Source organism: Cysteiniphilum sp. QT6929, assembly GCF_030035755.1.
Taxonomy (GTDB): domain Bacteria; phylum Pseudomonadota; class Gammaproteobacteria; order Francisellales; family Francisellaceae; genus Caedibacter; species Caedibacter litoralis.
Genome location: NZ_CP103983.1, coordinates 152098 through 172878, shown reverse-complemented (window position 1 = coordinate 172878; position 20781 = coordinate 152098). Strand labels below are relative to the sequence as shown.

5 protein-coding genes are annotated in these 20781 nt (G+C 38.5%); all 5 read right to left on the bottom strand.

The features are described 5' to 3' along the window. Positions 1-24 precede the first annotated feature (24 nt). Positions 25-4569 carry a hypothetical protein gene (locus NYP54_RS00720; RefSeq protein ID WP_283156725.1) on the bottom strand — a complete coding sequence of 1515 codons (4545 nt, stop codon included), beginning with the start codon at positions 4567-4569 and terminating at the stop codon, positions 25-27. A 116-nt stretch (positions 4570-4685) separates the two neighbouring features. Continuing rightward, positions 4686-9086 carry a hypothetical protein gene (locus tag NYP54_RS00715; RefSeq protein WP_283156724.1) on the bottom strand — a complete coding sequence of 1467 codons (4401 nt, stop codon included), beginning with the start codon at positions 9084-9086 and terminating at the stop codon, positions 4686-4688. 322 nt (positions 9087-9408) lie between these two features. Next, on the bottom strand, positions 9409-12372 hold the full coding sequence (locus tag NYP54_RS00710; RefSeq protein ID WP_283156723.1) for a hypothetical protein: 2964 nt from the start codon (positions 12370-12372) through the stop codon (positions 9409-9411). A gap of 141 nt (positions 12373-12513) precedes the next feature. Beyond that, a complete protein-coding gene (locus NYP54_RS00705) occupies positions 12514-16032 on the bottom strand; it encodes a glycosyl hydrolase family 18 protein (protein ID WP_283156722.1) in 3519 nt (1172 codons plus the stop codon). Between the two features lie 86 nt (positions 16033-16118). Continuing rightward, a complete protein-coding gene (locus NYP54_RS00700) occupies positions 16119-20561 on the bottom strand; it encodes a hypothetical protein (protein WP_283156721.1) in 4443 nt (1480 codons plus the stop codon). Between the last annotated feature and the right edge of the window lie 220 nt (positions 20562-20781).

The window sequence follows — 20781 nt, the reverse complement described above, 5'->3', positions numbered from 1 at the left end:
AAAGATCGAATTTTTTGCTTTAGCTTAACGTGGGTAATGGATCTCAATCGGTGTCGTTACCCTCTCTGAGGTACCCCCGACTTGACCATAAAGATTATAGCCTGTGCAAAATAAGCGATTAACCTCACGGTTTGTATTTGACTCACCTAAAACACAGGTATGATGCTCTCCAAGTGTCAGCTGATGAATCTCGCGAAGCTTATCAGAAAAATCCATCACAATTTCAGGGCTTAATCTATTTGTACTGGTGTTACTAATACCCATCTGACCAAAGCCAGGAGACCCCCAGCAAGCGACTTTATTAAAGTTAACACCACCATTCGTACTCACAACAGCACAGCTATACTCATTACCTGTTTGAATTAAATCGGCTTTTATAACCATACCATATAAGTATCTACTATTTGCCTCTACCTCGCGGGCATAGTAACCAGATTGACCATTACCAATCTGTCCAAAAATATTGATCCCCCAACAAAAGACGCTATCATAGCTATTCCACACTGTAACACAGTTATGCCCATAACCAGCGGAAACCTTATATGTTTGGCTTAGTTTCACTCTATTATCGTAGTCTGTATAAACATTGCTAGATAATGCAGGTTCATATGCACTAATAAACCCTCTACCCAACTGCCCATGATCATTTTCACCCCAACAACGCACTGGAAAATTATCTCCTTTTTGAATGGCACAAACATGGTCAGAACCGACATCAATGTCCCAAAATAAATATGGCGATGCCACAGGTACGCTGTTTTCATAAGAATGACCCTCTGGGGATGCAAAGGAACGCCCTAACTGCCCTTTATCATTTTTGCCCCAGCAATAGGCGTTGGATTTTCCAGTGGCTACATTATAGTCTCTCAAAAGACAGCTCACACCATCACCTAATGAAAGATCAATAATCTCTCTACTATCTTCAGTAGATTTACCTGTAACATAGCGACCATAAGGTAAATAACTTATCTGTCGATTTGGGAATGACTCGATATTTATATTGTTACCCCAACAGTAAACATCTCCTTCAAGCGTAATACCACATGAGTGATAGCGCCCAGTTTCTACACGTTTAAATTTGCCAACATTGAAATTTGGGGAATTTCGGTAAACAGTAACAGATTCTAAAGGACGATTACTGTCAACCGTCGTCTTGTTACCTAGTTGACCTACATTATTTCGTCCCCAACAGTAAGCATAACCTGCCTTTGTTGTTGCACAGGTATGATATCCACCGGCAGATACAGATGCCCAAGTATCACTAAGAATATCAATCGAAAATTGAGGGTTCTTAATACTAGGTTTTATCTTCGCAGCACCTACCTCTGTTATATTAACATCAAGGGTAGTAAACCCTGATTTAAGTGCAGTTATTTCAAGCGAGATATAGCATGGTTTCGTTGGAGTAGATTTACTAATCGTGCATTTAGGCGGTGATTGTGAACTCATTGATTGCGCATTTTGAAACGATGCTTCATACACAAGATTTTCACCTTTGGTGTAATCAAGCCAGTTACTTGGCGGAGTGATTTTGAGCCTAATACTTTGATTTAAATAAACTTTAGATAAATAAATATCCTGATATTGACCAACAACATAGATCTGGGTATTGCCTTTCTTAATAATAGACAATCTACCTGCCTTAATCTCATCACCCGCTAAATTACTATTACCCTCATTAAGTAGCAGATCATAATCACCTGCTGGCGTTGTTTGACTAACACTTAGTTGTAAATAACAAGACTCGCCAAAGGCAACGCTCGCCCCTAGCGTGCAACTATTTTTGCCCTCAGCAGCTGGCAAAATTTCAAGACCTTCCACTCTCCCTGAAAGATAATAATCACTGATATCCATTGATGGAACCCATTGTACATCCGGTTCATTATTGACTAATTCAATATCATAAAAAGCCAAGCTTGATGTTTCTGGTATCTCTAGCGGTTGATCAGCAATAACATAATTTACCTGATAAACATAATTCGTTTTAAAGCTAATATCTAACAGCGTACTAGGTAAATTACCATCAGCCTCTGTTAATATGATCTCAGCATGATTGCCAGTTGATTCAACAGCGCTTGCACTGGCTTCAAAAATAGCAGCACATGATTGACCTGCAGCTAATTGCCCTATTTCACTACAGTTTGCTAAGTCATCGATACTTCCAGTCATTACTCGAGTTATGCCATTAGGTAAACTCTCATTAAAACTGATCATGTAATTATATATCGTTGGATTGGTGACTTTAACGTACTGACTCACTGGTTTAGTATAAATCAATTGATAGTCCATTTCTTGTGATAATCGGGTTTGCGGCATATCTATGTATGGCATGATATCAACACGAAACTCAGGATAATACTTGCTAAGAGAATTACTGGTATAAATATCAAGCACACTCCCCAAAGTATCGCCATTAACATGATTACTAAAGATCTCATCAGCATGATCTTTTACAGCTTGATGCAGATCCTCTGTCGTTTTGCCCTGTTGCAATGGCAAATGTAGCGTATAGCTATCATTCACAGCAATTGAATGTAACTGTTTGATAACTGATAAATCAAATAACTCACCAACCCAACTTTGATTAAAGTTTAATTCAACACCAGAGAGTACTCTTGCGGTATTGTTATTAAGCGTAATTTGCAGACTTGTCTGATCGATATCGATATAACTTGATAATGGCTCTAAAAGCGTTAACTCATTTAATTTAGTCAAATCATCATTGGCTGCAGGATCTTTGATTTCAACGAATAATTTGCTTTCTGCCGTTGTATCATCTTGCCAATGAATGCGTAAATCCGGTGCAAAGGTTTTATCAGTGATTACCGCTGCTGGAATATTGATCTTTAGCTGACAAGGCGACAGCGCACTTACTGTACTACCACTCACACAATTATTTGCAATCGTTGTATCTTCTACCGCTTCTGGGATATCAACTAATTCAAATGATTTATAAACCTTCTCAACAGCTGGTGCAATCGTATAGTAAACAGTAAGATCTCGATCTTTGACAATCGCCTCTGGATTAAGCTGATTACTTGGTTGTATGCCATTACTACTGTAATTGGGTAATGACAGCTTAGGCAATGCATCATGATTGGTATCTGATAGCTTTAGAAATAACTGATCATTTTCAACACTGTCATTAGGTTTCACTGTCAAGTAACAAGACTGCCCTTTGGCTAAGGACGTAACAGCTGTACATGACGGTGTTTTTATACCATCACTGACTTCAACCCGATCGGATGCAATCACCTCATCATTGGCATCAACTACTTGATAGCCTTGCAGTTCATTAGATGGCAGCCAATATAGTAATGAATTATTTTGAATCTCAATTTGGTTTTGATAGTTTGCTAAAAAGGTACTATTTTGTCCAATTTGTAAAGTGACATCATTTGGCATATTAACTTGCAAAATCGTTGGCTCACGATAGGCAATATCCACACCAACAAAGCTTACATCATGACTGTATCCAGCCACTGCTTTTTGAGCAATCTCAGGGGAAACAGTGACTTTAACCAAACAACTTTTATTAAACGCTAATGGCAAAGTACACGTTGACAAATCAACACTGATATCATCCGTTTGAGGTGCTATAGCGATCGATATATCATTGATGGCTTTGCCACTGACATTCAACAATGATACAACGGCAGAGTAAACACCCTCACTTTCGATAAATTTACTCAAACTCGATGTTGCCAGTTTAAGCTCTTGTAGATAAATCGTTGGCCTTACTTCATATATCTGTGCTGGGAAAGATGCGCTTTTGTATTGAATTAACGCATTAGGATCACTGACCATTTGCTCTTGCCACAGCTTAAGTGCATCAAGGGCAGCTTGTGAGTCCTCGATTTCAAAGCTTATTTTGACGCTTTGACCACTTGTTATCTCAATTGGCGCTTGAATATTTTTCACATGCGCTTGAATAGTTGCTGGAAAAATAATCTCAGGGTTGTTGATCGCGCGAGCTGTGGCATTACTGATGGTAATTTCGCTTTGCATCCCCGTACCGATTGGCGAGATATTGGTAATGCTAAACTTATCCATATTAAACTCAGGATCATCTGGTGATTTAAAGGTGAGCTTAATATCAGTTTCGGCCTTTCCGACATTGGTATTGTAAATAATCTTTCCCTCAAACTGATCGGACTCTTTGGAAGTTGAGGCACTCCACATATCACTACAGGACTCACCCATTGCCATTTCTTTATTGATCACACAGCTGCTATTATCAACTGCTGTTATCGTTACACTACTATCATCTAAGCTTGTTTTAACGACTTCTTTGCTTAGAATTTTCAAATGTGTACTTTGATTTGCCGCTTTGACTTGCAAATGATTAACATCTTCAACCATAAATTGCATCTCAAGCATGGCACTACTATCACTCATATAGCTTTCAGATACGCTACTGGCAATGGCAAGTTTTGGCTGAATACCAACCACTGGATCAGGTGTAGGTGAAGGATCGGAAGATCCTCCACCGCCACCACCGCCCCCGCAGGCACTTAAAACTGTTGCTAATGAGATAAGGTATAAACTTTTGTAATTAAATTTTGACATGGAATCCTCCTTATGATTTTCTTGAGGCATGATGTTAAATCACTGAAATTAAGCAAAAGTGTGTGATGTCAGTGATTGATAGGTTTAGTCGGTGATTAAAGAAAAGGGATTTTTACTTATTCCGGCATTTTAACGGCGACAGGGATAGATGAATTATTTTTTGTACCATCACCTAATTGACCAAATCGATTATCCCCCCAACAATAGGTGTTATTATCATCACCCAAGGCACAAGCATGAATCCATCCAATGGAAATAGCCGTAAAGCTTACCCCATTAGGCATTCTCACTAATGTCGGCTCATACTTATTAGTAGTGCTACCATTACCTAATTGACCATAGTCATTCATACCCCAACAGTATGTCTTATTGTTATTTCCGAAAGCACAAGAACCATTCATTTGAGATTCTATAGCAGTAAATGATACGCTATCTGGCATTTTTACTGGATTGGGTTGATGCCTATGAATAGTGCTAGCATCACCTAATTGACCATAGTCATTCCTACCCCAACAATAGGCGTTATTATCATCGCCTAAAGCACAAGCATGATTAGGGCCAGCAGATATCGTCGTAAAACTTACGCCATTTGGCTTTGTCACTAAGGTGAGTTGGAGCTTCCTAATAGTGCTACCATCGCCTAATTGACCATAGTCATTTCTACCCCAACAATAAGCGTTATTATCATCACCCAAGGCACATGCATGAGAAGAGCCAACAGATATCGCAGTAAAACTTACACCGTTTGTGATTTTCACTAAAGTCGGTTGATATTTATCAGTAGTGCTACCATCACCTAATTGACCATAGTAATTTCTCCCCCAACAATAAGCGTTATTATCATCACCCAAGGCACAAGCATGAGTATATCCAAGGGATACAGCCGTAAAGCTTACCCCATTAGGCATTTTCACTAAATTCGGTTGATACTTACTAGTAGTACTACCATCACCTAATTGACCATTGTGATTTTCCCCCCAACAATAGGCGTTATTATCATCACCTAATGCACAAGAACTACTCGACAAAGATCTTATATAAGTAAATGCTACGCTATCTGGCATGTTTACTGGAGTTGGCTGATATTTGTCTTGATCCGGAGTACCATCGCCAATAAAACCATAAGCGTCGCTCCCCCAACAATAAGCTTGACCAATCGAGTTAAGCATACAACTTCCAAATTGCCCAAGAGAAATCTGCTGGAATTGCTCATTAATCACCTGCAAAGCTTTAATGACAACCGCTTCCGACAAAGGTACCGTTGTAGCTGTATTTGGCACTATAGTTAACTCATATTCCCCAACCGCCATATCCTCTGCAATGTGTACTTCAACCCTGCACGCTGCCTCTGGCTGAGATCTTAATAAGGTACACTGATTACCTTTAGGAAAAGTTATACCACTATTATTTGCTGTGACTGTATAACTTTGATCAGCCGTTACCTGATCCTGCCAACCTTGAGGAGGTCTAATGACGACGTCAACACTACTGTTTGGTACTACTTTGCTAATCACTTGAGCACCTTTCTCTACACTGACACTTGCCACACCATGATCAACAATTGCAACATAAGAGATATCAACACTATCTACAGCGAGATTGCTCTGCCCCATTTTTAACGTTAAATCATAATCATCCCTTGATACTGCGGTGTCGTTAACGGATAAACCAATATAACAGTATTCATTACTCGCAACTGGCGCACCATCAAGGCAACTTGGTGTTTGCTCTGGTGTGGTTATGGTTAAACCTGCTGCCCCATCTTTATGCGAGATGACATAGTCTGATAAATCTGTTGACGGTAGCCAATGAATATAGATTTCATCGTTATACATCTGTAAATCATAGTGTTTATCACCTGCATAAGGAATTTCAATCGCTTGCTCACTTGGCTCGTAGCTCACAAAATAAACATAATTAATCTGTGGTTTAATATGCAGCTTTGTCTGTGTTGTTATTGGCGAGTTTATCGGTGTCATAATAACATCTAGATAACTACCTGGTGTGTTATAGGCATCAACTTTGGCTTCTACTATCAGTGCGCAACTTTCTCCCGCTAATAAGGTAGTAAACTCACTACAGTTTGCTAAGCCATTAATCCCGCCAGTAGTCACACGTACAATACTCTCTATTGGTAAAGATTGATCAAAGCTCATAGTGTATTGATCACTCGTTGGATTATTGATCACAATATGCTTTATACTCGGTTTACCAAATACCATGACCTGATTTAAACTTTGCTCAACTGTTTCGTTTGATGGCGTCACAATATGCGGGAAGGTGTCAACGGTTAATTCTGGTCGATAGTCATTCACTGAATTGCTTGCTGTAAAACGTACTACTTTTCCACCATCAACGCCAGTTTGAGCATTATTGGCTAAATCCGACATGTTACTCTCTAACACAGCGACTAAATCATTTGCTGTTTTACCGGATTTTAACGGTAATGTGACGGCAACGTTTTGATGATTAGCAAGTGTCATCGGTGTTAATGACGACGTATCGATTAATTCACTCAACCAATTTGGTAAAATCTCCACCTGAAAATTAGATAAGACTTTCCCCGTTGTGTTTCTAATGTAAATCACAATATTATCTACATTAATATCAACATAATTAAACGCAGCATCTAACTGATATAAATCTGCTAAACCACTGACATCCTCGCCTGGCTGAGTCGGATCAACCACTTTGATATCAATGTCAGTCGTTGTCTGTGTACTATCTTGCCAATGGATAATAAGCTCCGGATTAAAATGTGACGTATTAACCTCGTCACCTGAGATATCAAGTTTTAATTGACAAGGGTTATCAGCACTTACTAGCGCACCACTAATACAACTATTAGGGTAAGCCACATCTTGAGTAACCTTATTAACACCAACCAATTCAAAACCGACAAAAGTCTTATTAACTGGTGGCGCGATTGTAAAATAAAGCGATAGATCTTTATTTTTGACAACGGTATCGGGATTTAAATCCACACTTGGATATACACCACTATCACTGTAATCCGGCAAGGTGATATTGTGTGTTTGATTGGCATTGGTATTTAATAACTTTAAAAATAAGCGTTTGCCAGTTTCATTCGCTAAAGGTTTGACGCTTAAATAGCAGCTTTGCCCCTTAGATAAAGAAGTTACCGTCAAACATGATGGCGCTTTGATACCACCACTTAACTCAAATCGTGATGTCACATCATTACCCGCTTCATCAACAATTCGATAATCGTCAATATGCTTTGAGACAACCCAGTTGATTAAGCGCGTATTTGATAAGGCTATTTGATTATTATAATTGGCAAGCAAAGTGCTTTCTGTTGATAATGCCACCTCAGTTTTGCTATCAATATTAATCGCTAACGTCGTGTGATCACGATGAATCACATCAGGTGTGCTCAGCGTAATATTAACATGCTGTTGTGTTACATCGCCTTTGGCAATGTCAGGATCAATGATCACTCTCAGTAAACAGCTATTATTTGCAGATAATGGGAAGCTACAACTACTTGTATCAATTGTTATTGCACTTTCCTCCTGCACCATCGTTGTATCAATGCCTGCAATATCCTGACCACTGACATTTAATACAGAAACAGTTGCCTCAAGTTTACCGTTAACCTCAGTAAACTTGCTTAGCGTATTAACCTCTAAAGATAAAGAACCTAGATAGATAACAGGCTGCAACTGATAAGCTTGTACTGGAAAACGCGCACTTCTATACTCAATACTTGAGCCTACTTTATGAGCACTCATATCATTTTGCCATTGTTTTAATGCATCAAGGGCAGCTTGTGAGTCTTCCATTTCAAAGCTTATTTTGGCACTTTGACCACTTTTTATCTCTGTCGGTGCTTGAATATTTTTAATGTAGCTGTCAATGACGGCTGGAAAGATAATCTCAGGATTATTAATCGCACGAGCGGTGGCATTACTGATTGTCACATTGCTTTGCATGCCCGTACCTATAGGTGAAATATCGGTAATATTAAATTTATCGAGATTAAACTCAGGATCATCTGGTGATTTAAAGGTGAGCTTAATCTCTGCCTCTGCCTTTCCCACATTTGTGTTATAAATAATTTTACCTTCAAACTGATCCGATTCTTCAGAGGTTGACGCATTCCACGTATCGCGACAGGACTCACCCATTGCCATTTCTTTATTAATCACACAACTGCTATTATCAACTGCTGTTATCGTTACACTACTATCATCTAAGCTTGTTTTAACCACTTCTTTGCTTAAAATAGTTAAATGCGTATTTTGACTGGCTGCTTTGACTTGCAAATGATTGACATCCTCAACCATAAACTGCATCTCAAGCATAGCACTGCTATCGCTCATATACACCTCAGACATATTACTCGCTACAGCAAGTTTTGGTTGAACACCAACTACTGGATCAGGTGTAGGTGAAGGATCGGAAGATCCTCCACCGCCACCACCGCCCCCGCAGGCACTTAAAACCGTTGCTAATGAGATAAGGTATAAACTTTTGTAATTAAATTTTGACATGGAATCCTCCGTTTGTGGATCTCAAAGTATTTGATGCAAATAATGATCTTTTATGATGTGTAATATGATCTGATTTGAAGATGTCGTAAAATCAATTCTTTTAATAGAAATATTTGAGGATTTGATAATTAACTGGAGTTACGCACTTTTAGGAAAAACTATGATTTTATAAACACCCCGTCAGCCTACGGCTGCCACCCCTCTTGCAAAGAGGGGAATATAAAACCACTGTTGCCAAATTCCCCTCTTTGCAAGAGGGGTGCCGAGCTTGTGAGGCAGGGTGTTGAAATAGAAAAAATGCGTAACCCCAATAATTAATGTTCTAGTCGTGTTGTACGATCGGATAATAATATTGATACCCTAACTCAGATATTTGATAGCCTTCGCTAAAATCTGCTGATAGATAACTTAATTCAGTCCATTGTTTGTCGGCATACTCAAAGATTGAGAATTTATTTGAGCGTGGTGCTTCTTTTTTTACCTTTGTACCAATTAAAACCAACTTGTTATCAATTAGTTTCAATGTTTTTGCACTCGCCGCTGCATCTGGGATTTCAGTCAATTCACGACAATGTAAATAATCACCAAAATGCCCATGCTCATAATCAATATCACACTGAACAATTTCTTTTTTGCTATGTCCAGCATCAACTAAAGCATAGAAAGACATCGCATTGGGAATGGCAAGTACTGAATAAATTTCTTTGTAATGACTTGGCATTAAATAAGATGCATCAGGATGATTGATAACAATATTTCCATCTCTTTCCACAGGCTTACTTTGATGGTTAAAGAAATTAATGCTATGTGAATCCGTATCGGGTGCATCAATCACTGCCATATAATCAGCTTGAGCAAAGTAGAGACTATGCTTTAGTAATCCTTGTGATACATATAAATCCGTATCATCAAAATTAGATCCAATTTTTATAAAGCCGCCAGACTCATAATCGCTATCAAATCTAATTGTATAAGAGTTACTATGTTGATCCATTAATATTTTTAAATCAGTATGGCTATTTATACTGGTTGCAGGTTCATTATAATCTTCATGCCATGTATAGCCTGACGCTGTTGGTTTCCCGATAACTCTTATAATTTCTTCTGAAGAATTTACAACGATAACTTGAAGCTCACCTGTTGGACTAAATATGGCTCTAATACCAAGATAAACATACTGGTTACTCGGAAAGTTAAGATTAACCCAAGTCCCACCAATATTTTTAAGCAGTTCAATAGTTCTTCTATCATTAAGTGACTTATCAATGACAACAACAGCCAGTGTATTATGATCAGGATCGTTCTCAAGCCAATAATATTGTTCTATGGTTCCTGCTGTATGCAAATGTTTTACTATTTTTTCTTCTTTATGGCTAATCCTATCGCCCATAAACTGATAAAGCTTGTGATCAGAGTGTGTTGCATTTGGGGTGTCCGCATAAAGTGCTGTCTTTCTTGTTAGATTAAACCCATAGTCTTGACCAAGTGCATTAATCGTTAGCTGTGCCTGTGCTATATTCACATCCGTTGAGCTAAACATATATAGATGACAAGATTCCCCTACCGCAAGACTAAATACCCCATCATTCACCTCACAATAATTTGGGCAAAGCTCAGCAGTACACCATGTTGCACCGTGGCTTGAAGTACCATTACTACCGTTATATAACTCAACATTCTCAGGCAAATAAGTGCGATCAAGCCCTATATTTTTAATGTCAACTTCACCATTGTTGACCAGTTTAATATAACCCATATTTGAATGATCATAGTTGTCAAAGGCTTCAACAACAATGCTTGCATCAGCATCATTGATATAAAATGACTCATTAACATCAGAAATCAAATTATTGCTTTGATCTATATGCAATAAATACCCATCGGGTGTAATATCTTCAGCGGCGTGTATTTTAACCTGACATGATTGACCTACTTCAAGCGCTGTATTAAAACAATTCGATAGAGGATCAAGTGTTAAACCCGCTATGTTCTTATTGTCTTGCATAATATTAAAATGTGACATGTCAGGAAGCTCTGCTGTAAAAGGACCATCATTGGTAATATTAACCTCAAAAGTCTCACCTTGCTTAGCATGAACATCTTTCTCAATAGAAACATTCACTGGATTGATATTGATGGCATTTTGAGAACTTAATTTAGCGCCATGCTCTGTTGAGTAATCAAAAACAATGTGAGCAGGTTGCGCATAATCCTTTACCCTTGCATTATCACCTGCTTTTAGCAGCACGCGACAAGACGCATGGGCTGCTAGGGTTTCTTGACAATTATTGTCTTCTATCACAACACTATTATCTGCAATATTTTCAAGTGTAACAGAGTTAATCGTTAAAACCGTATCGGTGTTATTAGTATAAGTTACTGTCTGCATTTCAGGCTGTTGAAAAGCAACATCATTACTATCGACAATCGAAGTAGTAACTTCTAGATCAATAGCATGTGTATCTTTGGCATTTGCCGCTTCAATCATAATATCAACGGGATCATCTTGATGCTTAGTAAGCGCATCTATCGTTTTCTGATCAATCGCTAAATTAAAACTAAAACTAAAGCTATCACCGACATGCAATTCATCTATCTGCGCAGCGGAAATATTTAAAGCAATATCCTTTAACCATTCTGGCAATTGGATATTTAGAGCATTAATTGTTGCTGATGTATTATTTCGCACATCGACTGTAACCATCGAGCCCGGTTTAAGATAACGGCTTGTTGTGATTGAATCAGTTAAATCAATTAAGCGTGCATCATGTTGAGAAACAAACTTTAATGATTTATTAATTTGCAAATCTTCTGCATTATCTGATGTTCTTACGGCTAAGACTAAATGCCTATCTGTTTCTTGATCAATCGCACCATTTAGCTTAGCTAAAAAAGCAATATGACATTGCTCACCTGCTGGTAACATTTTGCCTTGTCCATTTTCATCAAAACAAGTGTTTTGCGGTAAACTGAGATCATAATTCAACTCAACGCCATCAGTAACTGGCACATCAAAGCCTTGAATTTCTACTGAAGCATTACTACTTCTTTGACCAATAGCCCCAATTTTCACCTGCTCGACAACAGGATTCGTCACGGTATAGGATAAAACCGTTGTTTTACCTGATTGAATAACAGCGGGTGCTTTAATTGCTTCTGCGGCTGTCAATTGCGCTTTAACAGGTGTTGGAATTGGCATATCGCCACTGCTGCTACCGCCACCACCGCCACAGCCTATTAATGCTAATGAAAATAGTAATGAGGTATGCTTTAGATTAAATTTCATAATTTCTCCTAATGTTTTTTTGAAGGGGGGTAATATTGATGTTTTTACAGATCAAAATATGAACTATATTAATGATTGAGTAAAATTAGATTTCCTAATATCTCTATTTGAATTATTGATACTGAACTTTATATGCTGGATTTAACCTGAGAAACTCTGGGATAGTGTATCAATTAAAGAAGGATCTGAATTAGTTGATGGATTTGGCACATCGCCTGATGTATCCCAAAACATACCACCTTGTAATCCTTGTTGTTTTATCCATTGACCTTTTATGTTAACCATCGTTGCCGAGTCATAGGTGATAAACATTTTACTTATCGGATTGTAATAGTAACTTTCTATCACTTTATCAAAGGGATAAAGGATGCCACTAACACGATATCCAGAGGATGTTACTTCACCAAAATTACCGACACTTCTAAGCACCTCATTATTATCACGCACCAGAATATAAGTATATTCACTGGCTGTATCTTCAAAGCTTTGACAAACTTCTATCGTCTTTTGCGCTGAGAAAGTACCACCCATGATACAGTTATACCCCAGATTGCCAACTTCCCATTCGCCATTACCTGCGTTACCGGTTTGATAAACGCCTGGGATATGGCTCTGACCTTCGGCAACCCCAACCCATTGACGCCCGTAAAGAGGAATACCAGCAACAATCTTATTATTAGGAACACCTACTGCATTTAATGCCGCAACTGAGCTTATTAAATTCCATGCTCCTTTAGTCGTCGTATAATTTGGTGCATCAGAACCTTCAGCAGCTGAGAGTGGCGCTTGATTGCCCGTCGTTTGATCCCAAGTCCCTGCAGCATCATAGGACATAATATTAATTGAATCTAAATAATCCATCATCTTACTGTAGCTATTGACGATAATATTATCGGGTGCTTGATTAATTGCGATACTTAAGTGGTAATGTTTGCCTGTAATATTGGCTAATTCATTGAGTTTTTGACGTGTCACTTTGATGAGCTCAACATAGTTATCTGCTTCCTCATATGCCAAATGCTTATCATAAATGGCTTGCTTTTGCGCGTCACTAATACTAGCCCCTGCGGCTTTAATCTCAGCTTGCGCTGCATTTAAAAAAGCATTTTGTACACCCCATACTGGGAATTCCCAATCTAAATCAAGTCCATCCATATCATATGCTTGAACTAAAGCCGCTGCTGTATTGGCAAAGTTCTCACGTTTTACTGGATCTCTAGCGACTTCTGCAAAATGCGTTGACCAAGTCCACCCCCCTATGGAAAACACGGCAATCAACGTGTTATTGTATTTTTCTTTAGCAAAACCTTTTAATTGTGCTATACGCTCTAAATTACCATAAAAAGGCTTGTCTGATCCTTCCCCTGACCATGTTCCGGGCTTATAGGTTCCATGCTCTGTTACCACTTCAGTCGTAAAGCGCTTATCAATATCGGCATAACTATCGCCTAAGCTGACATTACCATTGCTATCAAAGTTTAAAAAGGCGTAATAAAGCACATCTAAATCTTTTGCATCCAAATCATGAATTTGATTATTTCGATCATAAGTTCCCCATGCCGGATAATACGCACCAACCTTATAAAAAACACTATCTGCGGTATAGCTTATGCTCAAATTTTTTGTGCTGTCTTTTTCAATTACCACCTGCTCAGTTTGTGATGTACTATAGTAGCGCTTATTTACTTCATCTAAGTAACCCTCATAGGATAGGTGATATATTCCTTCTGGCAACTCAAACTCTGTCATAAAGTTACTGGTACTTTTACTGATTACAACACGATAAAGCGCATCATAAACCGTTACCATCCGCTGTGATGCAGCCTGTGGCAACCCAGTCAGTGAAATATTAACATAACCCAACTCATTAGCAGCTACTTCTGTATAGTCAATCGTCGCAGGTAATGACATACCTTGAGATATCGATATTTGCGGTGTCGAGAGAATATAACTCACACCATTGTATATAATCAATGATTGCAGCGTATATGCACCCTCGCTAAGGGCAATACCTTCAGAAGATCGCAACTGATCTAGCGTAAATGTCAATGTTTGATTATTAGCATCTGTCAATGTCAAGTTACCTGTTGCTAAGGAAGGAATTCCATTTAAAGTAAATTTAACACTGATTTCATCAGGTGTTGGCGTAGGTATTGGCAGCTTACCCAAAAAGGCACGCGTAAAATCATAAGGCGCTTGCTCCACGCCTGAGTAATCAGGGCTTGCATGCTCTCCTAAATCACCTGTTTTATTTTGATTACGATCACCATCCATTGACCAAAATGAAATACCTGCCATTTTCTTTAATTTGACATATGCCTGCAAATCATAAGCATCTTGTGGATAAAACTCACTGTAATCATAATCAACGCCAATCTTTGGCGTGACACGTATCATCTGCCAGATTTCATCATCTGATGCCTCTTGATAAATTGACTTTAATTGCGTAAACCCCTTCTCAGCTGCAGCAATAACACTATCTGATATGGGCTTATCTTGGAGTTTTTGTGCATACCATGCCATTGTCATCATATTCCATTCAAAGACCTCTAGCCCTTTTTCCTTTGCGCGCTGTATGATTTGCATCGCAGAAGGTGGGAAACCATCAATATTTGCCGGTAGGGTAAATGAAAACTTAATACTCGGATTGGCTTGTTTAATTGCAAGCAAAGCATCTATTCGCTTATTATTTGCCTCAGTATCACCTAAAGCACCACCTTCAACATCAAAATCTATCATAAAAGGATCATAAGTATTAATGGCTTCTTGATAAACAGTAATAAGCTCATTAAGCGTACATTTACTTGCCACAGTACTGCCATTTTCACCACCAAATGAAATCCCTATATGTCCCCCTTGATTCTTAAGGTAATTGACTTCATTAACATAAAGCGCTTTATCTAAAGCAAGCTCAGGAGATCCACCCCATGCTGGAAAACAACTATCTGACCATGCATTTTGCGTAATAAATGCCAACACATAATCATAGTGTTTAGAAACATCAGCAATTTCTTGTAAATTGGATCGTGGTGGCACAGTTGACCATAGCATGTTAAAACTCACATCTTTAAACGGCATTAACGCAATATGCTCACTTTCTTCAGGTTCTGGTTCTGGTTCAGGTTCTGGTTCAACCTTTTGAAATGTAATTGCAATGGTTTTATTATCATTTGGGTATAACTCAATCCGATCATGAGATAGCGTATATTCATGCTTATTCTCACCAAGCATATATGAAGATATCTTATAACGCCCGCTTTGCATCTCGACACCATTGGCAAGATACACAAGTGGATAGCTAAATTTTTGCCCAGTTTCATTGGTCAACTCAAGCATAACATTGTCTAACACATTAGGCTCAGACGGTGCTTCATGAAGAGTGGCTGTAAGCTGTGCTATCCCTTCTGGAATAACCTCTGGTTTAGGTTCTGGTTCCGGTTCTGGTTCTGGTTCTGGCTCCGGTTGAGGGTTTGGTGTTGGTGTTGGTGTTGGCGTTGGTGTAGGCGTTGGATTTGGTGCAGGATCTGGCGATGTCGAGGGGGTTGGATTCGGCATTGAATCAGAGGATTCACCCCCACCACCTCCACCGCAACCTATCAAGACCATCGATGAGAAAATAGTAATGAGTTTTAATTTTCTTTTATTAACATAACATAGCATACAAAGCCCTCCTTTAAAGCATGTTAATTATCTTTGAAGTAATTTGATAAACAGTAAATGTATGGCGTTTTCTAACTTTGTAATGTTTAGACTATCGGCAATTTGCCAACAGCAGGAATGAGGCTATTATTGAGCGTACCATTACCAAGCTGACCATTTGTATTGCGCCCCCAACAATAGCTATACCCCATACTAAGAACACATGTATGTGAACTTCCGGCAACGATTGAGCTCATAAGTGCACCTTCTGGAATATCTCCTTGTACAATCGCAATCGGTTTATTTTCATAATTACCCGTTTCAACGCCATTGCCAAGCAAACCATTACTATTCGCACCCCAACAGTAGACTTTATCATCACTTGCAATGGCACAACTATGAGCGCTACCCAATGCCATTGATTCTATATACACACCTTCAGGCATTGAGCCACTTTCTACTTTTTTAGGTAAAGCTTCACCTAAAGATGGAGGCACTCCAGTACCCAATTGCCCACTGTCATTATTACCCCAACAATAGGTTTCATTATGATCACTCACGCCACAGGTATGAGAATGCCCCGTGTATATGCTTTTTAAACTCACGCCTTCAAGGTTTACTTTAATTGGTGTATTTGATGTGTTCACTGGCAATTGAGTGCCCAACTCTTTATAGTAATTACTGCCCCAGCAGTAAGCTTCTTTTGTATCTGTTAATAAACAAGCATGGTTATTTCCAAGAGAAATTGATTCAATCAGCGCACCTGGCGTTATATTGCTTTCATTAACTCTTACAGGCACTGTCTTATTTGGATTAGTAATCCCAGCACCTAACACACCATTTTGGTTATTACCCCAACAGTAAACATGCTTATCTGTCGCTAGCGCACAAGAAAATGAAGCACCCGATTGCATTTCAGTAAGTTTGACACCTTGTGGAATCTCGCCATTTGCAAGTGCTTTGGGCGTATTACTCTCTTGAAAGCTACCATTGCCAAGCTCTCCTTTGTAATTAGAGCCCCAACAATACGCATCTCCAAGCTGATTAAGTGCACAAGTATGATAGAATCCCACCGCAATATTCTGCCACTGATTTCCTGCTGATGCATCTCCTAAAACAACCGATACAGGCTCTAAAGCATACTCATAACTTTCTCCTGATCCTAATTGACCATTGAAATTACGCCCCCAGCAATAAGCATTATCCTTGTCATCGAGTGCACAAACGTGATTATTAAAACTAGAAATCGAAGTGTATTTTACTGAAGAAACACCCAAATCTAACTCAGATAAATTAATAGGTAGAATCGTTTGCTGTTCAGGTATTATCTTCAAGAGATAATGACCACTTTGAAGCGCCTCGTCGATCTGGACAGGCACTTTACACTCAGTACTTTGTGCAGATTGTGAAAGAATACACATGCTCCCTTGAGGAAAGCTAATAGCGGGATGGTTTGCCCTGATACTATATTGCTGATCATCCGCTACAGAAGCGTACCAGTTCTCAGGTGCTGAAATCACCACATCAATGATTTCTCCTGCGCGCACAACATGATTAATGCTATGACCATTTTGCACTAACTGAACACTTGCCTTGCCGTATTCGACAATTGATATTTGTCCAACATTCAACACATCAAGTGCCAAATTACTTTCGCCCATTTTAAGGCTTAGCTGATAGTTTGACTGTGTTAAAGCATGCTCATCAATCTCTAAGCCAATATAGCAATAGCCATCCGTAGCAACTGCAGATCCATCCGTACAATTTGGCATTATGGTTGGTGCAGTAATGCTAAGTCCACTAACGCCTTGGTCATGACTGATCATATAATCTGAAATATTCGTTGAAGGAACCCATTGTATGCCTTGTTCATTATTGACTAATTTTAAGTTATATACCTTATGACCTGATAATGGTATTGCAATTGCACTGCCCTCGGCTTGATAAGTGATATCATAAACATAGTTCACTTTAAAGCTCATCTGCAATGTTGTTGTGCTTGTCACATCTCCTTCAGCAGGTGTCATGCTTAGATCAAGATGATCACCTTCAATAACATTTGCATTTGGTGATGCTATCAATGCTACAGCACACTTTTCCCCTGCTAATAAACTTGGAAACTCACTACAATTTGTTAACCCATTGATTGCGCCTGACATCACGCGTGTAATACCACTGGGTAAGCTTTCTGAGAAATTTATATCATAACGATAATTGGTTGGATTTTTCACCTCGATATACTGTTGATTAGGTTTGCCAAACACCATCGTATAAGTTAGCGTTTGCTTATTGTTTTCATCATTAAAGCCTTCGCTATCAAAATAGGGAATGGTATCCACTTTAATCTTTGGAAAATAGTCATCTAATGCGTTACTACTACTAAAGCGTATTACCTGACCACCCGTTTCATCTTGATGATCATTATGTGTAATCTCATCCAGATGTGCTCTTAACGCAGCACTTAGATCATTCGCTGATTTATCGGATTTAAGCGGGATGTTAAGCATGGCTTCTTGATCTGGACTAAGTGTGATCATCTGCAACTGGCTTACATCAACTAAATCATTAAGCCATTGCGGTAGCATCTGTATATTTAAAGCTGATAATACTTTACCCGTTGTGTTTTTAATAAATATCTGTATGCCATCTTGATTAATATCAACATAATTCGTTTGCGACTGTAAAAGATTAATATCAGACAAACCGCTTACATCTTCGCCTGGTTGCGTAGGATCAACGATATCAATATTAAGCTCAGCAGTTGATTGCGTGCCATCTTGCCAGAGTATGATTAATTGCGGTTTAAAATTCTCGCCATCAATTTCATCTCCAGCAATATCAATTTTAAGCTGACAAGGATGATCACTATTGACGATATCGCCTTGTTTACAACTGTTGGGATAACTCATATCTTGTGTAGCAGTTGATAGACCAACGACTTCAAAACCCTTAAATGTTTTGGATGATGGTGGTGCTATCGTAAAATACATTGATAAATCACGTCCTTTAATTACTGTTGCAGGCGTTAATGCATTATTACCACTAATGCCGTTAGCGCTATAACTCGGCAACAAAAGTGCTGCGTTTTGTACATTAGAATGATCTAAATGCAACTTAAGTTGCTTCCCTGTTTGATCAGTATTTGGCAGTACAGTAATATAACATCCTGTATTTTTAGCTATTGTATGAGCGGTTAAGCAATCAGGTGACTTAACGCCATTGCCTATAACAAATTCTGAGGTGATATCATTCATCATTCCATCGATGATTTTATAGTCTTCTACATCAGATGATGGAAGCCATTGAATCAAACTATTATTTTGTAAATATATCTGATTCTCATGATCTGCAACTAAAGTACTTTCAAGACCAATAGCAACATTTGCGTTCATATCTAATAAAAAGCTAATTAAACCTGGCTCCCTATTGCTTTGATCATTGACCTTAAGATTTATATCAAAGACTGAATCACTAGCATAAGTACTTGAAATACTTGGATCAACCATAATGGTCACAATACAGCTATTATTTTTTTGTAATGGGAAATGGCATTTTGAATGATCTACTGTGATATATTGGCTACCTTTTGTAATATCAATTATAAGATTTGTCATGCTGTCTTGGCTGACATTAAGTATTGATAAATCCATCGCTAACTTGCCATCTATCTCACGAAAATTCTGAGCATTTGATTTTTGAATGACTAAATCATTCAAATAAATTGTTGGTTGCAATTGATAAACTTGTGTCGAAAAACGTGCACTTGAGTATTTTAAATGTGCATCTTCTTTATTTGCATTAAGATCATCTTGCCCCGCTTTTAGTGCCTGTTGCGCTTCTTTACTATCGATGATTTTAAAACGAATAATGGCTGATTGACCACTTTTAATCTCTGTCACAGTCGACATATCAGTGATAAATGGTTTGAGTCCTTTAGGAAATTCAATAACGGGATAGTTAATCGGATATTGAGTGCTATTGTTCAAAGTGATACTCGTAGTTTCGCCCACTGCTATGGGAGTAATCGAGCTAATCGTAAAGCGATCTCTTTGAAAAACTGGATCAGTTGGTGACTTAAAAACAATTTGCACAGGCGCTTCAATGCTACCAAGATTGGTACCATAGACAACCTTGCCTTGATATTGATCTTCTTGATTGACAGTACTTACTTTCCACTGATCAATACAGTTCTCAGCAGGCTGCAGAATTTTTTTGCTAAGGCATGACTGATCAGAGCTTATTTCCTCAAAGTGTATTGCATGACTTGATGAACTGGTGCTCACAAACTCTCTTGAATATATTTCTAACTCATTCTTATTATCAGCTGCCTGTAACAGCATTTGATTGATACTTCCTACTTCAATAGACATTTCAAGTATCGCTTCTTTATCACTCATATATGGACGCGAGACATCCGTCATAAGCTTGGCATTGGCTGCTATTGTTGGTGTATCAGGCGTCGCTGATGAACCGCCACCACCACCTCCCCCACAGGCAGTTAAGCTTAGCGCAGATAAAATATAGAGTAATTTGTATTTCTTGCTGATCATATATATTCCTCGGGGTCGGATTAAATAACTGTTTGGGTCAAAATATGAACTTAAATAGCAAGAGCGTAAAATCAGATATTTAAATAGTCATATTATATTTTTGAATTTTTAGATTAAATTAAGTGTTTCTTAGTAGAAATTAATATCAGAATCTTATGATGACCAATCTCAGAATCAATCTCATCCCGAGTGCTCATTTTTGGCAATAAAAAACAATAAA

Bases quoted from the DNA above. Each gene is read 5' to 3' on its own strand.
- NYP54_RS00710 (WP_283156723.1), bottom strand. From the start codon at position 12,372: ATGAAATTTAATCTAAAGCATACCTCATTACTATTTTCATTAGCATTA.
- NYP54_RS00715 (WP_283156724.1), bottom strand. From the start codon at position 9,086: ATGTCAAAATTTAATTACAAAAGTTTATACCTTATCTCATTAGCAACG.
- NYP54_RS00705 (WP_283156722.1), bottom strand. From the start codon at position 16,032: ATGCTATGTTATGTTAATAAAAGAAAATTAAAACTCATTACTATTTTC.
- NYP54_RS00720 (WP_283156725.1), bottom strand. From the start codon at position 4,569: ATGTCAAAATTTAATTACAAAAGTTTATACCTTATCTCATTAGCAACA.
- NYP54_RS00700 (WP_283156721.1), bottom strand. From the start codon at position 20,561: ATGATCAGCAAGAAATACAAATTACTCTATATTTTATCTGCGCTAAGC.